Annotated in this window: 18 protein-coding genes; 2 read left to right on the forward strand and 16 right to left on the reverse strand. The window is 43.2% G+C overall.

Annotated features, from left to right (window positions below; genetic code table 11):
- Positions 1-41: 41 nt before the first annotated feature.
- Positions 42-3,245, forward strand: a complete 3,204-nt coding sequence (locus LCL89_RS11390) for a DEAD/DEAH box helicase (RefSeq protein ID WP_224810194.1) — start codon at positions 42-44, stop codon at positions 3,243-3,245.
- 112 nt (positions 3,246-3,357) lie between these two features.
- Here LCL89_RS11390 and LCL89_RS11395 read toward each other — a convergent pair whose 3' ends face one another.
- The gene (locus LCL89_RS11395) at positions 3,358-4,245 is read right to left on the reverse strand and encodes a COX15/CtaA family protein (protein ID WP_197317511.1); all 888 of its coding nucleotides are present in this window, start codon (positions 4,243-4,245) and stop codon (positions 3,358-3,360) included.
- 106 nt (positions 4,246-4,351) lie between these two features.
- On the reverse strand, positions 4,352-4,906 hold the full coding sequence (locus LCL89_RS11400) for a metal-dependent hydrolase (protein ID WP_224810195.1): 555 nt from the start codon (positions 4,904-4,906) through the stop codon (positions 4,352-4,354).
- 82 nt (positions 4,907-4,988) lie between these two features.
- Here LCL89_RS11400 and LCL89_RS11405 point away from each other — a divergent pair, with 82 nt between their 5' ends.
- Complete coding sequence (locus LCL89_RS11405; RefSeq protein ID WP_224810196.1) at positions 4,989-5,639, forward strand: haloacid dehalogenase type II; 651 nt, start codon at positions 4,989-4,991, stop codon at positions 5,637-5,639.
- Positions 5,640-5,676: 37 nt separating this feature from the next.
- Here the strand turns inward: LCL89_RS11405 and LCL89_RS11410 are convergent, their stop codons facing one another.
- The 14 genes from LCL89_RS11410 to hpf all read right to left on the reverse strand — a co-directional run bounded on the left by LCL89_RS11410 (position 5,677) and on the right by hpf (position 22,071).
- A complete protein-coding gene (locus tag LCL89_RS11410; protein WP_224810197.1) occupies positions 5,677-7,737 on the reverse strand; it encodes a sensor domain-containing diguanylate cyclase in 2,061 nt (686 codons plus the stop codon).
- A 133-nt stretch (positions 7,738-7,870) separates the two neighbouring features.
- Positions 7,871-8,710, reverse strand: coding sequence for an ABC transporter ATP-binding protein (locus LCL89_RS11415; RefSeq protein WP_224810198.1), 840 nt, complete (start codon positions 8,708-8,710; stop codon positions 7,871-7,873).
- Between the two features lie 188 nt (positions 8,711-8,898).
- On the reverse strand, positions 8,899-9,078 hold the full coding sequence (locus LCL89_RS11420; RefSeq protein WP_197317506.1) for a hypothetical protein: 180 nt from the start codon (positions 9,076-9,078) through the stop codon (positions 8,899-8,901).
- A gap of 163 nt (positions 9,079-9,241) precedes the next feature.
- Positions 9,242-9,895 (reverse strand): methanogen output domain 1-containing protein, encoded by a 654-nt coding sequence (locus LCL89_RS11425; RefSeq protein WP_224810199.1) that lies wholly within the window; start codon positions 9,893-9,895, stop codon positions 9,242-9,244.
- 198 nt (positions 9,896-10,093) lie between these two features.
- A complete protein-coding gene (locus tag LCL89_RS11430) occupies positions 10,094-11,290 on the reverse strand; it encodes a PDZ domain-containing protein (RefSeq protein ID WP_224810200.1) in 1,197 nt (398 codons plus the stop codon).
- Positions 11,291-11,375: 85 nt separating this feature from the next.
- A complete protein-coding gene (locus LCL89_RS11435; protein WP_224810201.1) occupies positions 11,376-12,878 on the reverse strand; it encodes a S41 family peptidase in 1,503 nt (500 codons plus the stop codon).
- Positions 12,879-13,159: 281 nt separating this feature from the next.
- The gene (ftsE, locus tag LCL89_RS11440; RefSeq protein WP_197317502.1) at positions 13,160-13,846 is read right to left on the reverse strand and encodes a cell division ATP-binding protein FtsE; all 687 of its coding nucleotides are present in this window, start codon (positions 13,844-13,846) and stop codon (positions 13,160-13,162) included.
- 175 nt (positions 13,847-14,021) lie between these two features.
- Positions 14,022-14,441 (reverse strand): cytochrome c551, encoded by a 420-nt coding sequence (cccB, locus tag LCL89_RS11445; protein ID WP_224810202.1) that lies wholly within the window; start codon positions 14,439-14,441, stop codon positions 14,022-14,024.
- 51 nt (positions 14,442-14,492) lie between these two features.
- Complete coding sequence (locus LCL89_RS11450) at positions 14,493-15,359, reverse strand: YitT family protein (protein WP_224810279.1); 867 nt, start codon at positions 15,357-15,359, stop codon at positions 14,493-14,495.
- 194 nt (positions 15,360-15,553) lie between these two features.
- A complete protein-coding gene (gene galU / locus LCL89_RS11455) occupies positions 15,554-16,435 on the reverse strand; it encodes a UTP--glucose-1-phosphate uridylyltransferase GalU (RefSeq protein WP_197317500.1) in 882 nt (293 codons plus the stop codon).
- Between the two features lie 600 nt (positions 16,436-17,035).
- Positions 17,036-18,143, reverse strand: a protein-coding gene (gene prfB / locus LCL89_RS11460; protein WP_197317499.1) for a peptide chain release factor 2 whose coding sequence is annotated in 2 segments (ribosomal slippage) — positions 17,036-18,070 and positions 18,072-18,143 — 1,107 coding nt in all. Because the reading frame shifts where the segments join, the coding sequence is not laid out codon by codon here.
- Positions 18,144-18,212: 69 nt separating this feature from the next.
- On the reverse strand, positions 18,213-20,729 hold the full coding sequence (gene secA / locus LCL89_RS11465; protein WP_224810203.1) for a preprotein translocase subunit SecA: 2,517 nt from the start codon (positions 20,727-20,729) through the stop codon (positions 18,213-18,215).
- A 402-nt stretch (positions 20,730-21,131) separates the two neighbouring features.
- Positions 21,132-21,308 (reverse strand): hypothetical protein, encoded by a 177-nt coding sequence (locus tag LCL89_RS11470; protein ID WP_224810204.1) that lies wholly within the window; start codon positions 21,306-21,308, stop codon positions 21,132-21,134.
- Positions 21,309-21,513: 205 nt separating this feature from the next.
- Positions 21,514-22,071, reverse strand: a complete 558-nt coding sequence (hpf, locus tag LCL89_RS11475) for a ribosome hibernation-promoting factor, HPF/YfiA family (RefSeq protein ID WP_197317496.1) — start codon at positions 22,069-22,071, stop codon at positions 21,514-21,516.
- Positions 22,072-22,099 lie beyond the last annotated feature (28 nt).

The raw sequence follows: 22,099 nt of genomic DNA on the forward strand, positions 1-22,099 counted from the left end.
TGTTATACTAAAAGTAAAACGAAAGAGTAAGGATGCCATTTATGCAGACATACTTATTACAACCTAAAGATATAAAAAAAATAACCGGAAATACCTTTTATACTCGCGGAAAACATTATTATGAAACAGGCAAAGTTTATGGCCTCTCTCATAACAGCGCCATTCGTTCATGGCGCGCCGTCGTAACGGGTACTCATGATTATGAGGTACGCGTTTTCTTTTTTGAAGATGACGATGTGGAAGCAACGTGCGAATGCGAGGCCTACAACACCTACTACACGTGCAAGCACATCGCAGCTGTCCTGATTGCAATCCGAGAAAAAGCACTGGAAGAGCTGGCTCCGAAGCTTGCTGAAAAAGGCAGCCGCGACCAGGAAATGTCCAGAAGTAATGACCGGTTATTTGCTGTGAGATTGTTCGAGACGTTTCGGCAGCGACAGGAAAATCGTTCGACTGATGAATTGAAAAAGCCTATACAAGTCAACTATTACCTTCATTATCAATCGATATTAGGTACTAGAAACCTAAGCGTTGAAATCAAATTCGGTGAAGACTATCCCTATGTAATTAAAAACATCCGGGAGCTTCTTGATCATATTCATAAGGGACAAGCCTATAAAATTACGAAGAAGTTCACCTACGACCCAGCAGAACATTCATTAATGGAAGAAGACCTGAAGCTTCTTGAGCTGCTCTATCAAGCATACGAACAGGAACGGTTTTATGAACAACAATGGAACTTTTCCGAGCAGAAGACTTTAAGAATTCCGCCTTCGATGGTGAACAAGATGCTTCCGTTACTCGAAGCACAAAGTGCGGAGTTGATTGAAAAAGGAGAATCCTTGGGACCTATTCAATTCAAAGAGGAGTTTCCTGACCTTTCATTTTATATATCAGAAGAGCGCGGGCATTTTCATATGCATTTGAATCATTTGAAAAGCTTCGATTACCTTTCTGAGTACCACCTATTATATAAAGACGGGATATTCTATACTCTTGACGCCCAAAAGGAAGAAATCATCGAAACTCTCCATACGTTGTTTCCATACAACTCCAACGGCAATCACACCGTAAGCCACGATGATATGGAGGGTATTGTTTCTTATGTACTTCCTGAACTGGAAACGATCGCAAATGTGAGGCTGGAACCTTCCGCACAAGAGAAAATCGTCCAGGACCCTTTGAAAGCAGAGGTTTATCTTGATTTTCACCACTGGACGTTGACGGTCCAAATCCAATTCAAATATGGAGATAAAGTGATCGATCCGTTCAAAAGTGAAAAGGAAAACAATCAGACGATCATCCAGCGTGAAAGTCAAACGGAGCAGGCGATCATGCAGATCATTGAATTTGCGGAATTCAAATATGACGGTGAAATGGTGTACATCGAGGATGAGGATCAATTAGACAACTTCCTGTTCGAGTATTTACCTAAGTTGAAACAACATGCCGATGTCTTTCTCTCTTCATCCGTTCGATCTCTGATGGACCATTCCCATCACGAGTTGAAACCGAAGGTCGAGATGGAAAATCCGGGAAGCTGGCTGGACATCAGTTTCGAGATTGCAGGAATCAGTTCTGAAGATGTATCCCAAGCCTTGAAAGCGTCCATCGAAAAGAAAAAGTATTATCGTCTATCCGACGGTGCTTTACTTTCCTTGAATTCCGACTCCTTTGAAAGATTTCAACGCCTGGCGACAGAGCTGGATTTGACTGCAAAAGATATCGAGGATGGTCACGTCCAAGTCTCAGGTATGAGAAGCTTGCAAGTTGAAGAAGCACTTCAAACGACGGAAGCTGAACGCGATCGTCATTTCAGTGAGCTTGTGGAACGCCTGAAAACACCGCAATCCTTTGAAATTGAAAAACCTGAAGGCCTAGAGGCAGATCTCCGTCCATATCAGATGACCGGATTCCGATGGTTGAAGTCCCTATCAACGTACGGATTGGGAGGAATTTTAGCCGATGATATGGGGTTAGGAAAAACGATACAAACCATCACATTCCTTCTCAATGAAAAGGAAGAAGGATTGATGGAACATCCGGCCATCATCATCACTCCTGCTTCCTTGATTTACAATTGGAAAAAGGAAGTGGAGAAGTTCGCACCTGAACTATCCGTGCAAATTATTTCCGGAGACCCTCAAACAAGGGCAGAGGCATTTGAAAAAGCATCTTCTGCAGACGTCTGGATCACATCATATCCGTTGATCAGACAGGATGCGGAATTTTATAAAGATAAGAGTTTTCATGCCATGATTTTGGACGAATCACAGGCTGTCAAAAACGAAACGACGAAAACAGCTTCAGCTGTCAGAATGATAAAAGCCAAGCACCGGTTCGCCTTGAGCGGCACCCCGATTGAAAACTCATTGAGTGAACTGTGGTCGATTTTCCGCATCATAATGCCTGGCTTTTACACGAGTAAAAAGAAATTCCTGCAGATGAAACCGGAAAAGATCGCACGAATGACTCGTCCTTTTGTGCTGCGTCGAATGAAAACAGAAGTGCTTGACGAACTGCCGGACAAAATCGATACGGTGCAGTACTCTGAATTGACCCGTGAACAAAAAGAAGTTTATCTGGGATACCTTGAGCGGATACAAAATGATATTCAAGAGACGATTGCCACGAAGGGCATACAACGAGGAAAACTGGAAATTCTCGCTGGGCTGACCCGTTTACGGCAAATTTGCTGCCACCCCTCACTATTCCTGGAAAATTATGAGGGTGGATCCGGTAAACTCGATCAATTGCGTGAGTTAGCAAGAGAATTGAAGGAGAGCGGTCACCGCCTTCTCATATTCTCCCAGTTCTCAAGCATGCTTTCCATTCTTCATGAAGACTTGATGAGCGCTGGAATCGACGGCTTTTACCTGGATGGTAGTACGAAATCTGAAAAGCGGATGGAAATGGTCGACCGCTTCAACCAGGGTGAAAAAGACGCCTTCTTCATTTCATTGAAAGCAGGAGGTACAGGTCTGAACTTGACCGGTGCAGACACCGTCGTCCTCTATGACTTATGGTGGAATCCAGCTATAGAGGAACAAGCTGCAGGTCGAGCTCACCGAATCGGACAAAATCGAGTCGTCCAAGTCATCCGGATGATTTCTGAAGGAACGATTGAGGAACGGATCTATCAACTTCAACAAAAGAAACGGGATCTCGTCAACCAAATCATCCAGCCAGGTGAGTCGATGCTTACTTCGTTGAGTGAAGAAGAAATAAAAGAATTGTTTAAGTGATGACTCTGTTTACTGTTGATCAGCTGTATCATAAATAGAGACAAAAAATAAAAGGGTGTCCGGACCTTAAACAGTCCGGACACCCTTTTTGTCTGCGTTTGATAACTTCTAGTTAAGCATTTACCGTTCTCTTTTGGAGTTTGAACCAATAACCACCGAGAATGCTTGCACCTATGACCGTGGTGATTGTTGAGAGAATCATGTGTATAGACGAGGCTATCACGATATTTCCAGTCACCACGATGACAAAACCGACGACAGCATTCAACAGTATACTGATCAAATAAAGCCAGGATAAGGTGATATGATACCTGAATTTTGATGCGTAAATGACAAACCATACCGCGGCTACAAGAATGACGACAGTGGCTGTCATATGGATGGAATAAATCATGTTCGCTATGGATTCACTACGAACCAAGTATTCCATTGCAGGGATGTCCATCATCACATTGCTTGCCCGGCTGTGCTTGAAAAAAGCCCCCAGTATGACTTGTAGAATATACAAGCTGAAACCGATCAGGAAGGCACGATAACTCATTGAAATCGTAGCCCAGCTCGTCCGGTTCAATTCAATTTTCTTCTCATGCAGGCTGTAACTTAACAGCACCAGCACTAGAAGAAGGATTTGACTGAAGGTCACATCCAGCGTCGTGAACCCCGGAGGAGTACCCAGTAAAACATTGAAACCTCCAATCAATGATTGGAAAACGAGCAGACCAAGACTCAAGATGGATAAAATAAAAACGGATTTTCTTCTGCGATGTTTATATAAAGCTCCCAAAGCGTTGATCAAAGTCAAAAACGCAAGTAATGGAACCATTAAACGGTGTGAATATTCAATAATTACATGATAGTCCGTAAAATCAGGAATGACCGCACCATTACAAAACGGCCAAGACGTCCCGCACGCATCCCCTGAATCGGTTGCTACAACCAAATTACCAAGGATCAGTGCCAGAAAGGTTACGAACGTAGTCAAAATGGAGAATTTCTTCATCGTCTTACCCTTTCTCTATTCAAAAATGACGACTTCTAAAACATACATGTCCCTTGCCATCATACCATGAACACCAAAGGTTAGAGAATGGCAATCCAGGACATTGTCATGAACTTTTTGTGAACTTGCGTTTTCTTTTCCTTTTTTCATACAACATGTAGAGGACAGAAGCCACAATCAGAATAATATTGATTAATGAAAAAATCTCTGCATGGTATTCGTCATCCCAATAAGAAATCTTACTCCTGAACACATAGCTGCTCACAGGATAAAAAACAGGAACGGCATCTTCCACATGCGTCAATAAATCCAGGATGACATGGCCGAGCCATCCATACATCAGTGCCGTCCATTTCGTGAGGCGTGGTCCCTGCCAGAACAGGATGATGATGAATACGACAATCCAAACAAACAATGAGTGTCCAACCTGCCTCAGAACAAAAACGACAGGATGCTCGAACAAATCCAGGACAAGCTGGAATAAGGACTTGAGTGGATCAGGATCATCTATGACTTGTAAAGCATTCCTTTCCACACATAAATATAAAAACATTACATAATACACGATATCTGGTGAAATACCTCCCAACACGAACCAGCGGGTGAAACGCTGTTTCCGGGAAGCAAAAAACGTCCAATAGGCATGGTGCAGTGTGTTCATCAGTCCTCCCCCTCATTTACTAACATACTTGTTTATCCGTTTTGTTTAAAGGGAAACGACTACGAAAGGAAGGAGCTTATTAATGAGTTATAAAGCTTATGTATTTGATGCATATGGAACATTATTCGATGTCCACTCTGTTATGGAAAGAATTCATGAACATTATCCTGATAAAGGATCGACGATCAGCCAGCAGTGGAGAGACCGCCAAATCCATTACTTTCTGGTAAGGCAGTTGATCAATGGGTATAAACCTTTCTCAGAAATCACCCGGTGGGCCCTTTTGGATGCCCTGTCCATAAGTGAAGTTGAAATCAAATCCGAAATCGTAGACGACTTGATGAAACAATATGAAAAACTACAGCCTTATTCTGAAGTCAGTCACCTTTCTGAACAACACCCGGATAAGAAATTCACGATTTTTTCAAATGGGACGAGGTCCATGCTTGAACCATTACTTGAACACAATCAATTAGAAGAGACATTCGACTTGTTAAGCGCAGATGACGCCCAGGTGTATAAACCACACCCCGACGCCTACCACTTTGCTCAAAAAGAGCTTGAATATGATAAAGATGAAATTCTTTTCTTCTCAAGCAACCCATGGGATATCACTGGTGCAGCTTCCTACGGATTTCACACCGCCTGGGTCAACCGGAAAGAGCAAAAGTGGCCGGAGCTTGGAGTCGAACCTACTTATATCATCCAAGACCTGAACGAAATTCCTGAATAAATAAAAGGTCCGGAGATATCAGTTTCTCCGGACTCTTTTAAATATCTTCATATAAGGACGCACGATCTTTTCCACTTCTTTTTCCATGATAAAGAGCTTGATCGGCGGTACGGAATAAATCATCCAGCGTCTCTCCATCTTCCGGGAAACAGGCCACACCGATAGAAAATGTAGATACGATTTCTTTGCCATCCAGGAAATAAGGCACTTTTAATTCATCTAGAAGAAGGTTGGCAAATCGCCTCACTTCATCTTTTGAAGTGAAATTCTGCATAAGGATTGCAAACTCATCGCCCCCGATCCTTCCCACTGCATCTCCTTTTCGGAGTCTCGCTTTCATCCGAGCAGCCATCATCCGTAAAAATTCATCGCCACTATCGTGCCCATATTGGTCATTGATTTTCTTAAAACTGTCTCCATCTAAATAGAGTAGCGCGAACTCCTTTTGGTTGCGTTTATTATTGGTAATCGTCTCTTCAACTCTGTCCTCGAATAACCTTCTGTTTGGCAGACCTGTCAAATAATCATAGAAAGCAAACTTCTTCAATTGATCTTCATACGACTTCTGCTCTGAAATATCACGGGAGACGACTACAATTTTGCTCACTTCCCCCTGTTCATCCAAAACAGGTGTTCCAAGACATTCAAACCAGACCCACTGTTTGTGTTTATTCAACAGTTTCATAGCAACAGTGAAAGGTTTAAAATCTTTTTGACACTGCTGAAAAGCCAATTTCACTTTCTTTAAATCCTCTTCTTTCAGAATGGTCCCCATATCTAAGAGGCTGTATCCTGTTGGGTCAAACCCCAAAAACTTGGCATGAGAAGGAGAGGCATAATTGATTTCTCCATCCGGAAGCAGGACGGAAATCAGGTCATTGGAATGATCAGCAATCAACCGGAATTTCGCTTCACTTTGCCGCATTGCTTCTGAAGCATGCTCCTTTTCTGTGATGTCCTCTAAGAGGGCATATAAACCTTCCTTTTTATTTTGATTATGGATAGGAACCAAATAGACGTTCACGATTTTCACTTCGTTTTTTACACTGAAACGCGTTTGAAACATCACATTTTCAAATTCCAAACTATCTTTCAACTGTTTTTGAACTAATTCGACTTGAGCATACGGGACCCAGTCTAAAATCGACGTATTGATTAATCGCTCATCACTGGTTTCGGTCATTTCCAAAACAGCTTTATTCACTTTGGTAATGGTTCCATCCAATTTTAAAGTCAGAATAGGATGGGGGTTATGTTTAAATAACGAGCGGTACCTGGAACGGCTGGCTCGCAATTCCATTTTAGCTTTTTTCTCTGATGTTACGTCCCGAATAATCGAACTCAGACCAATGATTCTACCTTCGTCGTTCTGTATAGGCGCTACCGTAATGGAAACGTCGATGAATCTGCCGGACTTGTGCTTACGTATCGTTTGATAACTGGAGATCTCCTCATTGTTCAACCCTTTATGAATCAACGATTCAGCCTCATCCTTCAAATGATCCGGAACAAATGGGAACCAGCTGGCATTGAGCTCTTTTTTAGCGTATCCATAAAGCTGCTCAAAAGCGGAGTTGGCTTCAATCAGTTCTCCTTTCGCATCAACAATCAAAATTGCGTCAGACGTATTTTCCATGAGGGATCGATAAACGGCATTAATTTCAGCCAGATCTTTCTTTTTTTCGAACAGTTCAGTAACATCACGAGTGATGCCTAGTATGTGAGTGACCTCACCATAATCATCAATTAGAGGAGTCAAAGAGGTATGCCCCATGAAAGGGATCCCATTTATGTACATTTTATCTTCATACGTAACGGCACTTTTGGTGAGGACCACTTTTTCATACTCATCATTCAGTGCTTTTGCACTAGGTTCATCCAAGAGATCATCTATGTACTTATTCTGCCACGTCAATTCACCGAAATTGTGATGGTCTTTTGCAGCCTCATTCATATGCATATACCTGAAGAGCCGGGGACCGTCCACTTCCATCAAAAAAACAAAGTCAGAAACCCCCTCCATGAGGGTATGGATCAATTGCTCACGAGGGACTTGATCGGAAAAGTTCTTCTTTATCGGATTGAGGTTTTCCATCATATTCAGAGTACCGCCTTATCTAATCAAATATTCCTATATTTAAAATAATCATAACATTTCATTCATTTATTTACACTAAATTAATAAAAAAACAAAAAAAGCAATGGGTTCTTAGACCCATTGCTCTGTAATATTAACTAATTGTAGCTTTTTTCGTCTGCGCTTCGGCTTGTGCTTGTTTGATCAAACAGCGCCCTTTTCCATGAGGGATACACATCGGTGTTCCAAATAATGGATCCTCCCTCACATCACATGTCATATTGAATACATGCTGCATCAAATCACAGGTGACAACCTCCTCAGGTCTTCCCTGTGCAAAAACGGTCTTATCTTTTACGGCTATCAAGTGATCAGCGTAACGACAAGCCAGATTGATATCATGTAAGACCATGACCACTGTCCGCCCATGCTCCTGGTTCAAATCAAACAGTAAATCGAGGATTTCGATTTGGTGGGTCATGTCTAAATAAGTCGTCGGCTCATCCAATAGGATGGTGTCTGTATCTTGAGCAAGCGTCATAGCAATCCAAGCCCTTTGACGCTGACCTCCAGATAAGGAATCGACAGCACGGTCTCTCATTTCCGTCATATTGGTATCTTCCAAAGCTTTTTCAACAGCAGCTTCATCTTCTTTTGACCATCTTCTAGTCAACCCTTGATAAGGATAACGGCCTTGTTTCACCAGTTGATAAACACTGAGACCTTCAGGTGTCGTCGGACTTTGAGGCAGAATCGCCATTTTTTTCGCTACTTCTTTTGTTTTCATTTTTGATATATCTTCATTATCAAGGACGACTTCTCCCATTTTCGGCTTCAACAAGCGAGCCATAGAACGGAGCAATGTAGATTTCCCACAGCCGTTCCCTCCGATAAGAACCGTCACTTCTCCCTTCGGGATCGTAACGTTCAATGAATCTATGATAATGGAATCGCCATATCCTAATGTAAGATTATTTGCTAAAAGAGTATCCATGAACTCGCCTCTCCTTTATACCGGCACATGATCCATGTAGTATGAAATCGATTTATTCACTATTTCTAGTTTATGGGTATAAGAGAGGTGTGTCAATGATTATGAGAATCGTTTTCAATGATAGATTAATGACCATAAAAAACTGCAGCCAATAAATATGGCCGCAGTCATTTGGTCGGTTAGATCTTTTATAAATGTTCTGGTTTTGTAGATTGGTTCCCGGCACCATGAGTTATATAATCTTCCTGCAAAACTTGATGATCTTTCATGGTCAAATGGTCTCTTTCAGCCTGGCGCCTGCCGCGTCTCTCAAAGTACACAGCAAGAGCAATCAAAGATACAGGGATCGTGAGCAGCAGCCACATCATTCGAAACCCCTCCTGTAATGATATTGACTTACAGTAAACCATTCCCCTTTTTCATACCGATATGCAATCCTTACAGAAGACAGGTCTACAGCACCAAATTCTGTTACACAAGACCTTGTTTTGAAACACAATCTACATTAAATTTCTATCAATTGAAAGAAGGCTAGTCCATTTTAAGTGTTTCAATTTCCTTTTCCTTGATCTGCCTCTGTAAATCTTCAAGTTCATCTAAAAGTTTTAAAACCATTTCGTCACTTTTACGTAGTTCCTCATTCAAATGCTGGATCGTCTCTTCTTCCCAAATGAATGGATTTCCATTCACAGGGGTGACCGGAATGTCTTTATACTCGACACCCTCTTCTTCGTCTGTGGGTTGGAAATAGACTACGACTTCACAACCTTGGTGCCCTAAAGCTATTCTTTTTCTGAGATTAACCTTCCCATACCCCATTCTTCTCGCTGCAATTCCGCCGAAAACACTTGATGTCATCATACATAAGTGAGGGGCGTCCTGGACAATATCCCCAAAAGGACAAGCCTTAGCTTTTACGACGACCCGGTCATGATACACTTCAGAAATTTGGAAATGTCCCCCGATTGAATTTTTCAAGTCCACAATGACTTCTGCATATCGGTCAGGAGACCACAGCTCCTCTTTATCACTGTAAAAGGACTCAATCCACTCTCCTGTTTTAATCCCAATTTGCTTAATGTACTCACCGGCTTGATCGCCAACTGTCCGTTCATGCAAGTAGGCATATTGAGTGATGAGTTTAGATAGAAAGATTGTTCCAGAAAGAGGTGTATGATTTCCCAATAATTTTCCCCTCCTGTTAATCTTTTCTTTTATTATAAATAAAATACAAGTGTATGGATACTAGTAAATTCACACCTTCATACCCCCACCCGAATCAAAAGTCAGTGTTCCCATAGGTTGAATGAAGGGTAAAATATTTTTCTAATAAAATAAGACAGATGACCCAGGTCACCTGTCTCTACTTATTTCGACAATATTTTACACTTGACCGAAGAATCCGACGGACTTTTCATGCGTCGGCGGTTCCACGAACACCAAACCTAATTCAAAATGCTCTCCTTCATATAAGGCGCGTTGGACATAGCGGTTCTCTCCCCACTCATCACGTACTTCAATTTTATTGAACCCTCCATTCACTTGAAGAGCTTCATAGAATTGATTTTCTGTTCCCACAGGAAGCGCATTGACCCGCTCAATCAGTTCTCCCGGAATCAATCCCATTTGTTCTGCAGGGCTTCCAGGCAGCACCCCTAGTATGCGGAGCCCTCTGTAATGAGAAGTGAAGAATGGCTTTCGATCTTCTCTCATTCGATGACTCGTGTATATGACTATACGACCTGCTAAGGCGATGGCGATTGCCGCAAGAGAGAGAATTGGCAGGTAGAAGCCTCCTATCGTCACCCCTGTGACTACTAATGCCATGAGAAAGATATGACGCCCGATCGTTTTCGATGCATGCACAGGGGATTGCCCGCGTGCCACCCATTCCCATCCAGTTAAAAATGGAATGACGATCAAACCGTAACTTTCTCCTCCGACGGATAAAAGGGGCCACCATGGAAAAAGAGGCTCAATGCTACCGACAGGCAGGAAAGCCAAAAATGGAACGACCGCCAACTTTCTCCCCCGGTGCTGCCCGATCCACATTCCCCTTCTCCCTTTAATACGTTCAGGAAATGATTGATGAGGCGTAGTTCTCAACATCAGTATCGCCTCTACAAATAGCAAGACGCTCAATAACACAGCTAGAAGACTGAAAGGCGTGGATTGCAATGTAGAGATCCAGGATAGCTCCTGGTACTTGTCAGGTATGTAAGATAAACCGAAGATGACGAAGGAACTTATTCCAATAATATAAACCGATGAATACCATTTGAGTTTAAGCGGCAGGCTTACTATGAAAGTGACGGCTGCAACTAAGAGCAGCAACGGCCACGTGACCACCATTCCTCCGATGAGGGAAAAGACGGATATGACCATACCTGCAACCAACGCAGTGCCCCATGTACCTTGAAACTCTGCAAAAGGATTGAATATTTTAATGCCGAACTGCTTTCTTTCACGTTTGATTCTTCGCCTTGATACAATTGCTCCCATAATGATTGCCATATATATAAAGGGCTGGGTAAATATTCTACCTAAACCATACAACACCTCTACCAACCAAACATCCAACATGATTCTCCTCTCCGATGTTCACGAAAAAATCCGCAGTCATAGACTACGGATATAATTCGTGATGGGATAGTCAAATCCCTGCTTATTTGAACAGTACCTCCAACGCTTTCTTCATTTGACGGTCGTTATCTTCGTCCCGCACTTCTTTGATGATGCCTTCTTCAAGCTTACCGCCAGTTTTTTCATCTACTTCACCTGTAGTAGAAAGACCGGCATCCGCTTGGAAGGCTTTCACAGCATCTTCAGTCGCTTTGCTGAAATATCCATCTGTCCGACCCGGGTCATACCCAAGTCCTTTAAGCATTTTCTGGACATTTTTCACTTTTTCATTATTATCGTTGACCTTCAAAGGCTTCTTCACTTCCACCGGATTGGTATAAAAGTAGTCCGGCTGCTCCACTTTGACTGTCGGCTCGATGCCTTTTTCGTGGATCCAATTGCCATCCGGCGTCAACCATTTGAACAATGTCAGTTTGATCGTACTTCCATCGCCCATCGGAATCGCCTGCTGGACGGTACCTTTTCCGAAGCTCTTCGTCCCGACTAAATCATAGCCGCCGGCTTCATGCATGGTTGCAGCTAATATTTCAGATGCAGAAGCACTGCCTTCATCCATCAACACAGTAACCGGGTAGTCTTTCTTCTCTTTCGTATCGGAGAAGTAACGAGACTTTTCACCTTTACGATCTTCGACCTGTACAATCGGCTTGTCATCCGGAATGAATTCTTTTAAGATTTCCTGGACATCTGTGAACAACCCACCTGGGTTTCCACGGACATCGATCACGAGTCCTTCCATCCCTTCTTTTTCAAGCTTTTCCAGCGCTTGAGTGAATTCTTCAGATGTTTTTTCAGAGAAGGAGGTGATTTCGATGACACCGACGTTCTTTCCGTCCACTTTCTTCGTATCTGTATAGACCGTTTCCAAAGGAATGTCATCGCGCGTAATCTTTATGTTCAATGGCTCGCTGACGCCAGGACGCTCAACTTGAAGTGAGACTTCTGTTCCTTTTTCGCCCCTGATTTTAAGCACAGCTTCATATAAATCAAGGCCTTTGACACTTTCACCATCGACTTTGATGATTTGGTCATTGGGTTTCAGTCCAGCTTCTTCTGCTGGTGAACCTTTGATTGGAGCGACGATCGTCACTTTGTCATTAACCATACTGACTTCGGCACCGATGCCTTCAAAGGAAGACTCAATGGATTGATTGAATTGTTCCATCGTTTCTTTGTCCATATAAACACTATATGGATCCTCCAGCGTATCCAACATCCCCTGAATCGCACCTTCAATCAACTCATCCTTATTGACCTCACTGACATAATTATCCTTGATGATGCCATAAGCTTGGGATATTTTTTTCAACTCTTTGCTTCCTGCCATATCTTCAAGAAGCTTTTTACGCTCTTCTTCAGAAAGACTGGCAAAATTGCCTTGATCGGCATTCGCGATCTGCCCGCTTTTTTCCTCTGTCTTTTGATCACTGCTTGCGAAGTACTCTATGCCTATGTAAGAACCTGCAGCTCCCAATAGGACCGCCAACGCCATCAATAGCGCTATCGAACGCGGTTTAATATTCATCGCATTCACCCTTCTGTTAATAAATTCAATGTTGTTTCTATACTAGCAAATAAGAACCTTCACCGTAAATGTGTGTTTCTAACTGTTCTAACGTATGCCAAAACTCAGCTTAGCATGTCCACATAATTATAGAATCTATTGCTGTAAATGAAAACCTTTTTATTGGAAAAATCGGGATAATGTCACGTCCATGAATAAACTGTGAACTCGATAGTCATGGATCAGCCTCAATCAATGGGAAATTAAAAAGCTGCCCCATATCATGAGACAGCTTATCGCCATTAAAATTCGTAGCCGTAATCACCTTTCATTTCATCACGTGCAATCATGCCATCCTCAATCGCGATGACACGCTTACGAATCGTGTTCACGATTTCTTTACTGTGGGTAGCCATTAAGACGGTGGTACCACCTTCATTGATTTCCTCTAAAATGTGCATGATTTCCCAGGAAGTATCAGGGTCTAGGTTACCCGTAGGCTCATCGGCAATCAGAATCTTAGGATGGTTGACAATGGCACGAGCAATCGATACCCTCTGCTGTTCACCGCCTGACAATTCATCCGGGATGAAACGAGCTTTGTTTTTTAGACGAACTTGATCTAAAACGTCCATCACCCGGCGGCGGATGTTATTCGGATTCTCCTCGATCACTTCCAAAGCGAAAGCGACGTTTTCATAAACCGTCAATTGTGGTAGCAGCCTGAAATCCTGATAAACGACACCAATTTGTCGACGTAGTTTAGGTACTTTTCTTTCTTTCATGGAATATAGGTCATAATCGATGACTTTTACCGTTCCTTTAGTAGGCTTTTCCTCACGGTAGATCAATTTAGTAAACGTCGATTTCCCGGCTCCACTCGGACCGACAACATATACGAATTCACCTTGATCGATTTTTACATCCAGACCGTTTAACGCAGTCACACCATTGGGGTAAGTCTTATATACGCCCTGCATATCTATCATAGTTTCAATCACCTTATACTTTCGTTTATTTCTTTATGTCTTTTATCTGAAAACACCTCTATTATAACATTCATTTTCGATATTTTTAGACAAAAAATATTACATTTCCTTTTCAATTGTCTATACACTAAAAAAGCCCGGCACCAAGCCGGACTTTTCCTTACGTAAGTATTCTTTATTTCATCGTCGCCAACCAGCCTGCAATCAGCTGGGCGTCTTCGTCGGAAACTTGCTCTTGAGCAGGCATGCTTCCTTGTCCATTCTTAATGATGTTCACGATTTCATCAGCAGAGTATTTTGACCCGATCTGTGCCAGAGCCGGTCCAAATCCACCGCCCAGTTCACCACCGTGACAGCTGGAGCAGTTGTTCTGGTACGCTTTTTCAGCGGCAGCCGTATCAACGGTACCCTCACCGCCACCTTCTGTACCTTCTCCTGAATCATCTCCAGTCGTATCTTCTGTACCCTCATCGGCTTTTTCTTCCGTTGCAGGCTCTTCAGATGTGTCCTCAGATGTCCCTTCGTCTCCGCCGCCACCGCATGCGCCTAAGACAAGGACCATGGCAAATAAAAGTGCGAAAAGTAATTTCTTCATGTCATCGGTACCCCCTTATCACTAAAACAGTATAGAGGTATTATAACCGACTTATGTCGTTTTGAAACCTTCCCCGAGAACCTCTGTTGCATTCATCGCTACGACGAATGCCCCCGGATCGACCATCTTGACGGTTTGTGTCAATTTAATGAATTCATTTTGCTGGACGACGCACATGACAACACGGCGCTCACGTTCCGTATATCCCCCAGCTCCGCTCAACACAGTCACACCTCGATCGATTTCCTCGAAAATCGAATCACGCACATCCTCGACATATTCTGTAATAATCATGACATTTTTTGAAGTATTGAAACCGACTTGTACAAAATCGATGGTCCGGCTCGTTGCAAACAAACCAATCAATGCATACAACCCTTCTTCTAGTGAAAATACGAGCGCAGATGTCACGACAATCATACCATCCAGCAGAGCAACGCTGATGCCAAGTGGAAGGTGGGTGAACTTATGGACCACTTGTGCTGCGAGATCGATTCCACCTGTAGATGCACGACCTCGGAAAACGATTCCAAGACCCAGACCGACACCCATGCCGCCAAAGATCGCCCCGAGTAAAGAGTTATCCGTAGCTGCATCAATGTCACTCGTCAACAGGACGAACAAAGGTAGTACAATCGTTCCGACAAACGATTTTAAACCGAAGTTCTTTCCTAATATGACAACTCCGATGATGAACAATGGAATATTGAGCACCCATTGCACGACTCCAGGCTCCCAGTCAAAAACAGCTTTGGTGATTGTACTTATACCCGCAACACCGCCTGATGCGATATTATTCGGTAATAGAAAAACGTTGAAAGCTAAAGCCACAAAAAATGAACCTAAAATAACAAGACTATATTCAATCAAATTTCTAAGTAGTGGTGGCAGGGGTTCCCTGCGATACTTTTTTGCCATCATCATGTTGATTTTCTCTCCCTATTCGTACATATATCTATAAAACCGTTAGGAGTATAACACTCCCCTACTGAAGTGTAAACGAGAGCGGGATAACGTATTAACACGCTAAAGAAACGAAGAACAACTATTCTCAGTATCCCCCAAAAAGAAACCGCGATGAGTATTAACTCACCGCGGTGCTGATTTAGAAATTATGATTTTAACGCATTCTGCTTTTGAAGTACTTCTTCCATCAACTCAAGGACATCGTCACGGAGATCTTCACGCTCCATAGCTACCGCCAGGGTCGTTTCGATGAAACCAAGGTGGTTCCCTACATCATAACGGTCCCCTTCAAATTCATAGCCATAAACCGGCTGTTCCACATTCAAACGCTCAATCGCATCCGTCAACTGGATCTCACCGCCTGCGCCCACTTCCTGGGTACCGAGCAGTTCCATGATTTCAGGAGTGAACACATAACGTCCGATGATCGCCAAGTTGGACGGTGCATCCTCGACAGCAGGTTTTTCTACGAAGTGCTCGACTTCATAACGGCGTCCCTGTTGTTCTTTCGGAGCAATGACACCATATCGGTAGGTCTCTTCTTTCGGCACCTGTTTCACACCGATGACAGAGGAATGAGTTTCTTCATACTGATTCATCAATTGCTTTAAGCAAGGCTCATCCGAACGTACGATATCATCACCAAGAAGCACAGCGAAAGGCTCATCGCCGATGAACTTGCGTGCACAATGGATCGCATGACCCAGACCTTTCGGCTCTTTTTGACGAATGTAGTGGATATCCACTTTAGCAGTTTGCTGTACTTCCTCTAATAAGTCGAATTTCCCTTTTTTATAAAGGTTGTCTTCAAGTTCTAAAGCATGGTCAAAATGATCTTCGATCGCACGTTTCCCTTTTCCTGTCACGATGATGATATCCTCAATGCCTGACTTGATGGCCTCTTCTACGATATATTGGATCGTCGGTTTGTCGACGATCGGAAGCATTTCTTTAGGCATCGCCTTCGTAGCTGGAAGGAAACGCGTTCCCAGTCCAGCAGCTGGGATGATGGCTTTTTTCACTTTCATTACACATTCACCGCCTGTAATTGATTTGGTATGTATTCTCATTTCATAATAGCAAAAATAGTTGGAAATGGATAGCCAAATTGATAAAAGTTAGTAAAGAAGTGATTATAGTTTTTTACTTAAACTTATATAAATTAACAACTATTTAGCATGTAGTGGTTGAATTATAATTGTAGCTCCTTGTGTAGTGTAGGGGCACCGGGGAAGGATTCGCTTTCCTGCGGGGAACCGGCAAGCTTCCTCGGGCTGAGGCCAGTGGGATCTTGCCTGTTTCCTTTTACCGCGGGAGTCTCACCCTTCCCCGGTGCCCCTTTCCGAAGTTGACTCTCAAAATTATTTTTATTGTGATAAAAGTAAATTTTAAACGGTGTTAACTTGCCTATTTTTCAAGTTATTCAATATATCAAACTTAATAAATGGAGACTCTGTGGGATGTACATGATAGGAGAGATTCCTTAAAGCTAATAACCTGAGGAAGATCACCACATGCCCACGGAAAGCGAGTCGTTTTCTACAGCCCCACCCACTCACCAAAAGCCTCGAAACGCTTTATCAAATCCTATAAATAAAAGACTCTCAATTGAATGAGAGTCTTTTGTCTTACTTATTATCCATCGTAGAACGAAGATAAGCATTGATGAATTTATCCAGGTCACCATCCATGACGCCTTGCGTATTACCTACTTCTGTATTCGTACGGTGATCCTTGACCATGGAATACGGGTGGAACACGTAAGAGCGGATTTGGCTTCCCCAGCCGATTTCATTCTTTTCTCCGCGGATTTCATCAAGCTCTTGCTGCTGCTTTTCAATCTCTAATTGATAAAGCTTCGCTTTCAGCATTTTCATTGCCTGTTCACGGTTTTTAATCTGAGAACGCTCCGACTGACATGTAACTACCGTATTCGTCGGTGTGTGTGTAATCCTGACAGCAGAGTCCGTCGTGTTGACGTGCTGACCACCAGCACCACTGGAACGATACGTATCGATTTTCAAGTCTTCTGTACGGACTTCGATTTCCACTTCATCGTTGAATTCAGGCATGACATCACAGGATACGAACGAAGTGTGACGCCGGCCGGAAGAATCGAATGGAGAAATACGCACGAGACGGTGGACACCTTTTTCTGCTTTCAGATAACCGTAGGCATTGTGACCTTTAATCAATAACGTAACACTTTTCACTCCAGCTTCTTCTCCAGGAAGATAATCCATCGTCTGGACAGAAAAACCTTTTCGTTCCGCCCAGCGGGTATACATACGGAGAAGCATGCTCGCCCAATCCTGAGATTCGGTTCCACCAGCACCCGGGTGGAGTTCCAGAATAGCATTGTTCTTGTCGTAAGGTTCACTGAGTAATATATCCAGTTCAAACTGATTCAAGCCTTTGACCAGTTCTTGAATCTGTTCAACTAAATCTTCAAGCAGGTCCTCATCTTCTTCCTCTTTGACCAGTTCATAAGAGACTTCCAAGTTTTCATGTGTCTCTTCATGCTCTTCCAAGGTATGCACAAGGAACTTGAGGCCGTTTACTTCATCGATGACTTTCTGCGCTGTCGTTTGGTCGTCCCAAAAGCCAGGCATCGTCATTTCTTCTTCTAATTCAGCAATGCGGGTCTTTCTTTGATCGATGTCAAAGAGACCCCCTGAAGTCCGCTAATCGCTTAGCTGAATTGTCTAACTGGTGGCGAATATCTGCCATATCCATATCTATCACTCCTATAATAATGTACAAAGACAAGGGAAGACACTCTCTTGAAGAGAGTGCCCTACACCTTTATTTCCCATGACAGTTCTTATATTTCTTGCCGCTTCCGCAAGGACACGGATCATTACGACCGACATTGTCCTTTCTTACGTAAGGCTGGCGTTTTTTACTTTCTTTGCTTTCTTCACCGCTTCCAGAAACGGCTTTCGCTCCTTCTGCTACTTCCTGACGCTGAAGGTTGTTGCGAATTTGAGCTTTCATCACATAGCGGGAAACTTCTTCATCGATGTTTGCAACCATTTGTTCGAACATACGGAAACCTTCGAAGTTGTATTCACGAAGCGGATCGTTTTGACCATAGGCACGCAAATGGATCCCTTGGCGTAGTTGATCCATCTGATCGATGTGATCCATCCACTTCTGGTCGACCGTACGAAGCAGGATGACTTTTTCAAACTCACGCATCTGCTCAGAAGTAAGCTCTTCTTCTTTTTCATCGTAACGCATCTTCACTTTCTCCATGATGAGTTCTTCCATTTCTTCAGGAACTTTTCCTTTCAGATCAGAAACGGTTACGTCACCTTCATGAAGCAAGTTGGCACGTAGATACTCAACGAGAGCTTCCAGATCCCAGTTCTCTTCCTCTTCTTCACTCGTGTGCACTTGCACCGTCTGTTTGACCGTACGCTCAATCATCTGTTCGATGATATCACGAAGGTTCTCTGATGTGAGTACATCATAACGCTGGTTGTAGATGACTTCACGCTGCTGACGCAGGACATCATCATAAGAGAGAATCGTCTTACGCGCATCAAAGTTGTTCCCTTCTACGCGTTTCTGAGCTGATTCGACAGCTCGTGAGATCATTTTACTTTCAATCGGCTGGGAATCGTCCATACCTAATCGATCCATCATACTGCGGATGTTATCGGATGCAAATCGACGCATCAATTCGTCATCAGTCGCCAAGTAGAACTGTGACATACCAGGGTCACCTTGACGTCCGGAACGACCACGCAGCTGGTTATCGATACGGCGTGATTCGTGACGTTCGGTACCGATGACCGCAAGACCGCCAAGTTCTCTCACACCATCACCAAGTTTGATGTCGGTACCACGACCAGCCATGTTGGTGGCGATGGTCACTGCACCTTTCTGCCCGGCGTTTTCAATGATTTCAGCTTCACGGAAGTGGTTTTTGGCGTTCAGGACATTGTGAGGAACTCCCGCTTTGTTCAAGTAACGAGAAATGATTTCGGACGTTTCAACGGCTACTGTACCGACAAGAACCGGCTGTCCTTTTTCATGACGTTCCTTGATGTCTTCAACCACCGCTTTGAATTTGCCGTCCATCGTCTTATAGACAAGATCAGCCTTATCGTCACGGACAATTTCACGGTTTGTCGGAATGACGATAACACGCATGTTATAAATATTAAGGAATTCCTCTTCCTCTGTCTTCGCTGTACCTGTCATCCCTGACAGCTTGTCATACATACGGAATAGGTTTTGGAATGTGATTGACGCAAGGGTCATACTTTCGTTCTGGATTTCCAGACCTTCCTTCGCTTCAATGGCCTGGTGTAGTCCATCACTATAACGGCGTCCTTTCATCAAACGACCGGTAAATTGGTCGACGATGACGACTTCTCCCTCTTCTACCACATAATCCGTATCCCTCTGCATGGACGTATGGGCTTTCAAAGCCTGATTGATATGGTGAATCAAGGAGACGTTAGAAAGATCGAACAAGTTTTCAATCTTGAAGAAACGTTCCGCTTTATTGATACCTTCCTCTGTCAACTGTACGTTTTTCGTTTTCTCATCATACGTATAATCCTCTTCGTGAGCAAGAAGACGTACGAAGGAGTTGGCAGATTGATAGAGATCCGCTGATTTGGAAGCAGTACCTGAAATGATCAATGGTGTACGTGCTTCATCAATCAGAATCGAGTCGACCTCGTCAATGATGGCGTAGTGCAATGGCCGCTGTACCATCTGCTCTTTGTACAACACCATGTTGTCACGAAGGTAATCGAACCCGAACTCATTGTTCGTACCATAAGTGATATCCGCAAGATAAGCTTCTCGTTTTTCTTCCTTGGACATGCCATTGGAGTTCAGACCTACGGTAAGGCCCAGGAATTTATATAGTTCACCCATCTCTGTAGCGTCACGGCTTGCCAAGTAATCGTTGACCGTGATGATGTGAACCCCTTTGCCAGTGATGGCATTCAAGTAAGCTGGCATTGTTGAAGCAAGGGTTTTACCCTCACCAGTTTTCATCTCAGCGATGTTTCCTTCGTGAAGGGCAATGGCTCCCAGCAGCTGTACCTTGAATGGACGCATGTTCAATACACGTTTTGAACCTTCACGGACGACCGCGAAAGCTTCCACTAACATATCATCTAGTGATTCGCCTTTTTCATAGCGTTGTTTGAATTCTTCAGTTTTTTGACGGAGCTCGTCATCAGATAGTTTTTCATAGTCTGATTCCACCGCCTCGATGTCATCAGCAATCTTCTCCAGACGCTTCAGCTGACGCGTATTTCCGTCTCCAAAAATTTTCTTTAAAGTACCAAGCATTGCAACCGCTCCTCTATTGTTTTCACACTTCGGTTGAATAGTATAATCCATCTCTTATCATAACACTAAGGGAAGCGGACTTACAATAAAACTACTGAGCGGAATACATGTAGGGCGCTGTCTTTTTAGAGGGTTTGTTCATGATTGTTTCTATGTTCCAGAGGCAGTGAAAGGATGCGGTGGAAATGTTACGCTTTCCGCGGGCGGCGGTGAGCCTCCTCGTTTCACTGCGGGGTCTCACCACTTCCGCTATTCCCGCAGGAGTCTCCACATTTCCACCGCATCCTTCTCATCGAAAGTGCTTCCTTCTTTAACTTTCAATGACTTTCCTTACCTCAAAAGCTTAGGAATACGCAATCCTTTTATTGATTTTTTCAGAAGTATTTACTAATGGGGAGGTTATCAGAGGTTTAGAGATGAGGAAACCGGTTGTTCCATATTTTTATGGTGCTCTTTCAGTTCGCCAACGGTTCGATTTAGAGATCCTATGATTTCGACCAGCTGGGCGATTGCTTGTTCCTGCTTCTTCAAACGATCGTAAAGGTACTCATATTGTTGGTAATGTGATGTCTTTTTCATAGCACTTCCTCCTGATTGAATTTTCTAACTATTTTATACCATGTGTTGGAATTGTAGTGAAATATATAAAACATGGCTTTTAAGGTGTTTATCTATCTAAATATCGAAAGTATGTAAAGGCAAACTTCAATTTTCAAGTAAGTAGGGATACAAAAAACAGAAAAACACCTCTGCTGAGCAGAGGTGTTTCGACTTTCATAGTTTATTAAGTTTCAATCAAGCCATAGCGGCCGTCTCGTCGTTTGTAAACAATGTTGGTTTCATCCGTATTTGCGTTTGTAAATACGAAGAAATTGTGACCAAGCATATCCATTTGCAGGGCAGCTTCTTCACTGTCCATCGGTTTCAAATCGAATCGTTTCGTTTTTACAATTTCAATGTCAAAATCACTGTCATCTTCGCTTCGCTCTTGCTGAGCTTCACGCTCAAGCTCTGCAAAGACGTATTTCGGAGCACCCTCTTGACGGAACCTGCGATTCACTTTTGTTTTATGCTTACGAATCTGTCGTTCCAATTTATCAACCACAAGGTCGATGGCAGCATATAAGTCTGCATGATGTTCTTCTGCCCGTAGAAGAAGATTCTTCATCGGGATCGTGACCTCGATAGTCTGCTCATCATTATGAACACTTAAATTAACGTGTACCTCAGAGGACGGAGGAGTATCAAAGTAGCGCTCTAGCTTGCCCACCTTTTTCTCCACATATTCCTTGATTGAATCCGTCACTTCTAAGTTCTCACCGCGAATGGTGTATTGTAGCATAAGAAGTGTCCTCCTTTCATCCTTATGT

Source organism: Halobacillus yeomjeoni, from assembly GCF_020171525.1.
In the GTDB taxonomy this organism is placed as follows: domain Bacteria; phylum Bacillota; class Bacilli; order Bacillales; family Halobacillaceae; genus Halobacillus; species Halobacillus yeomjeoni.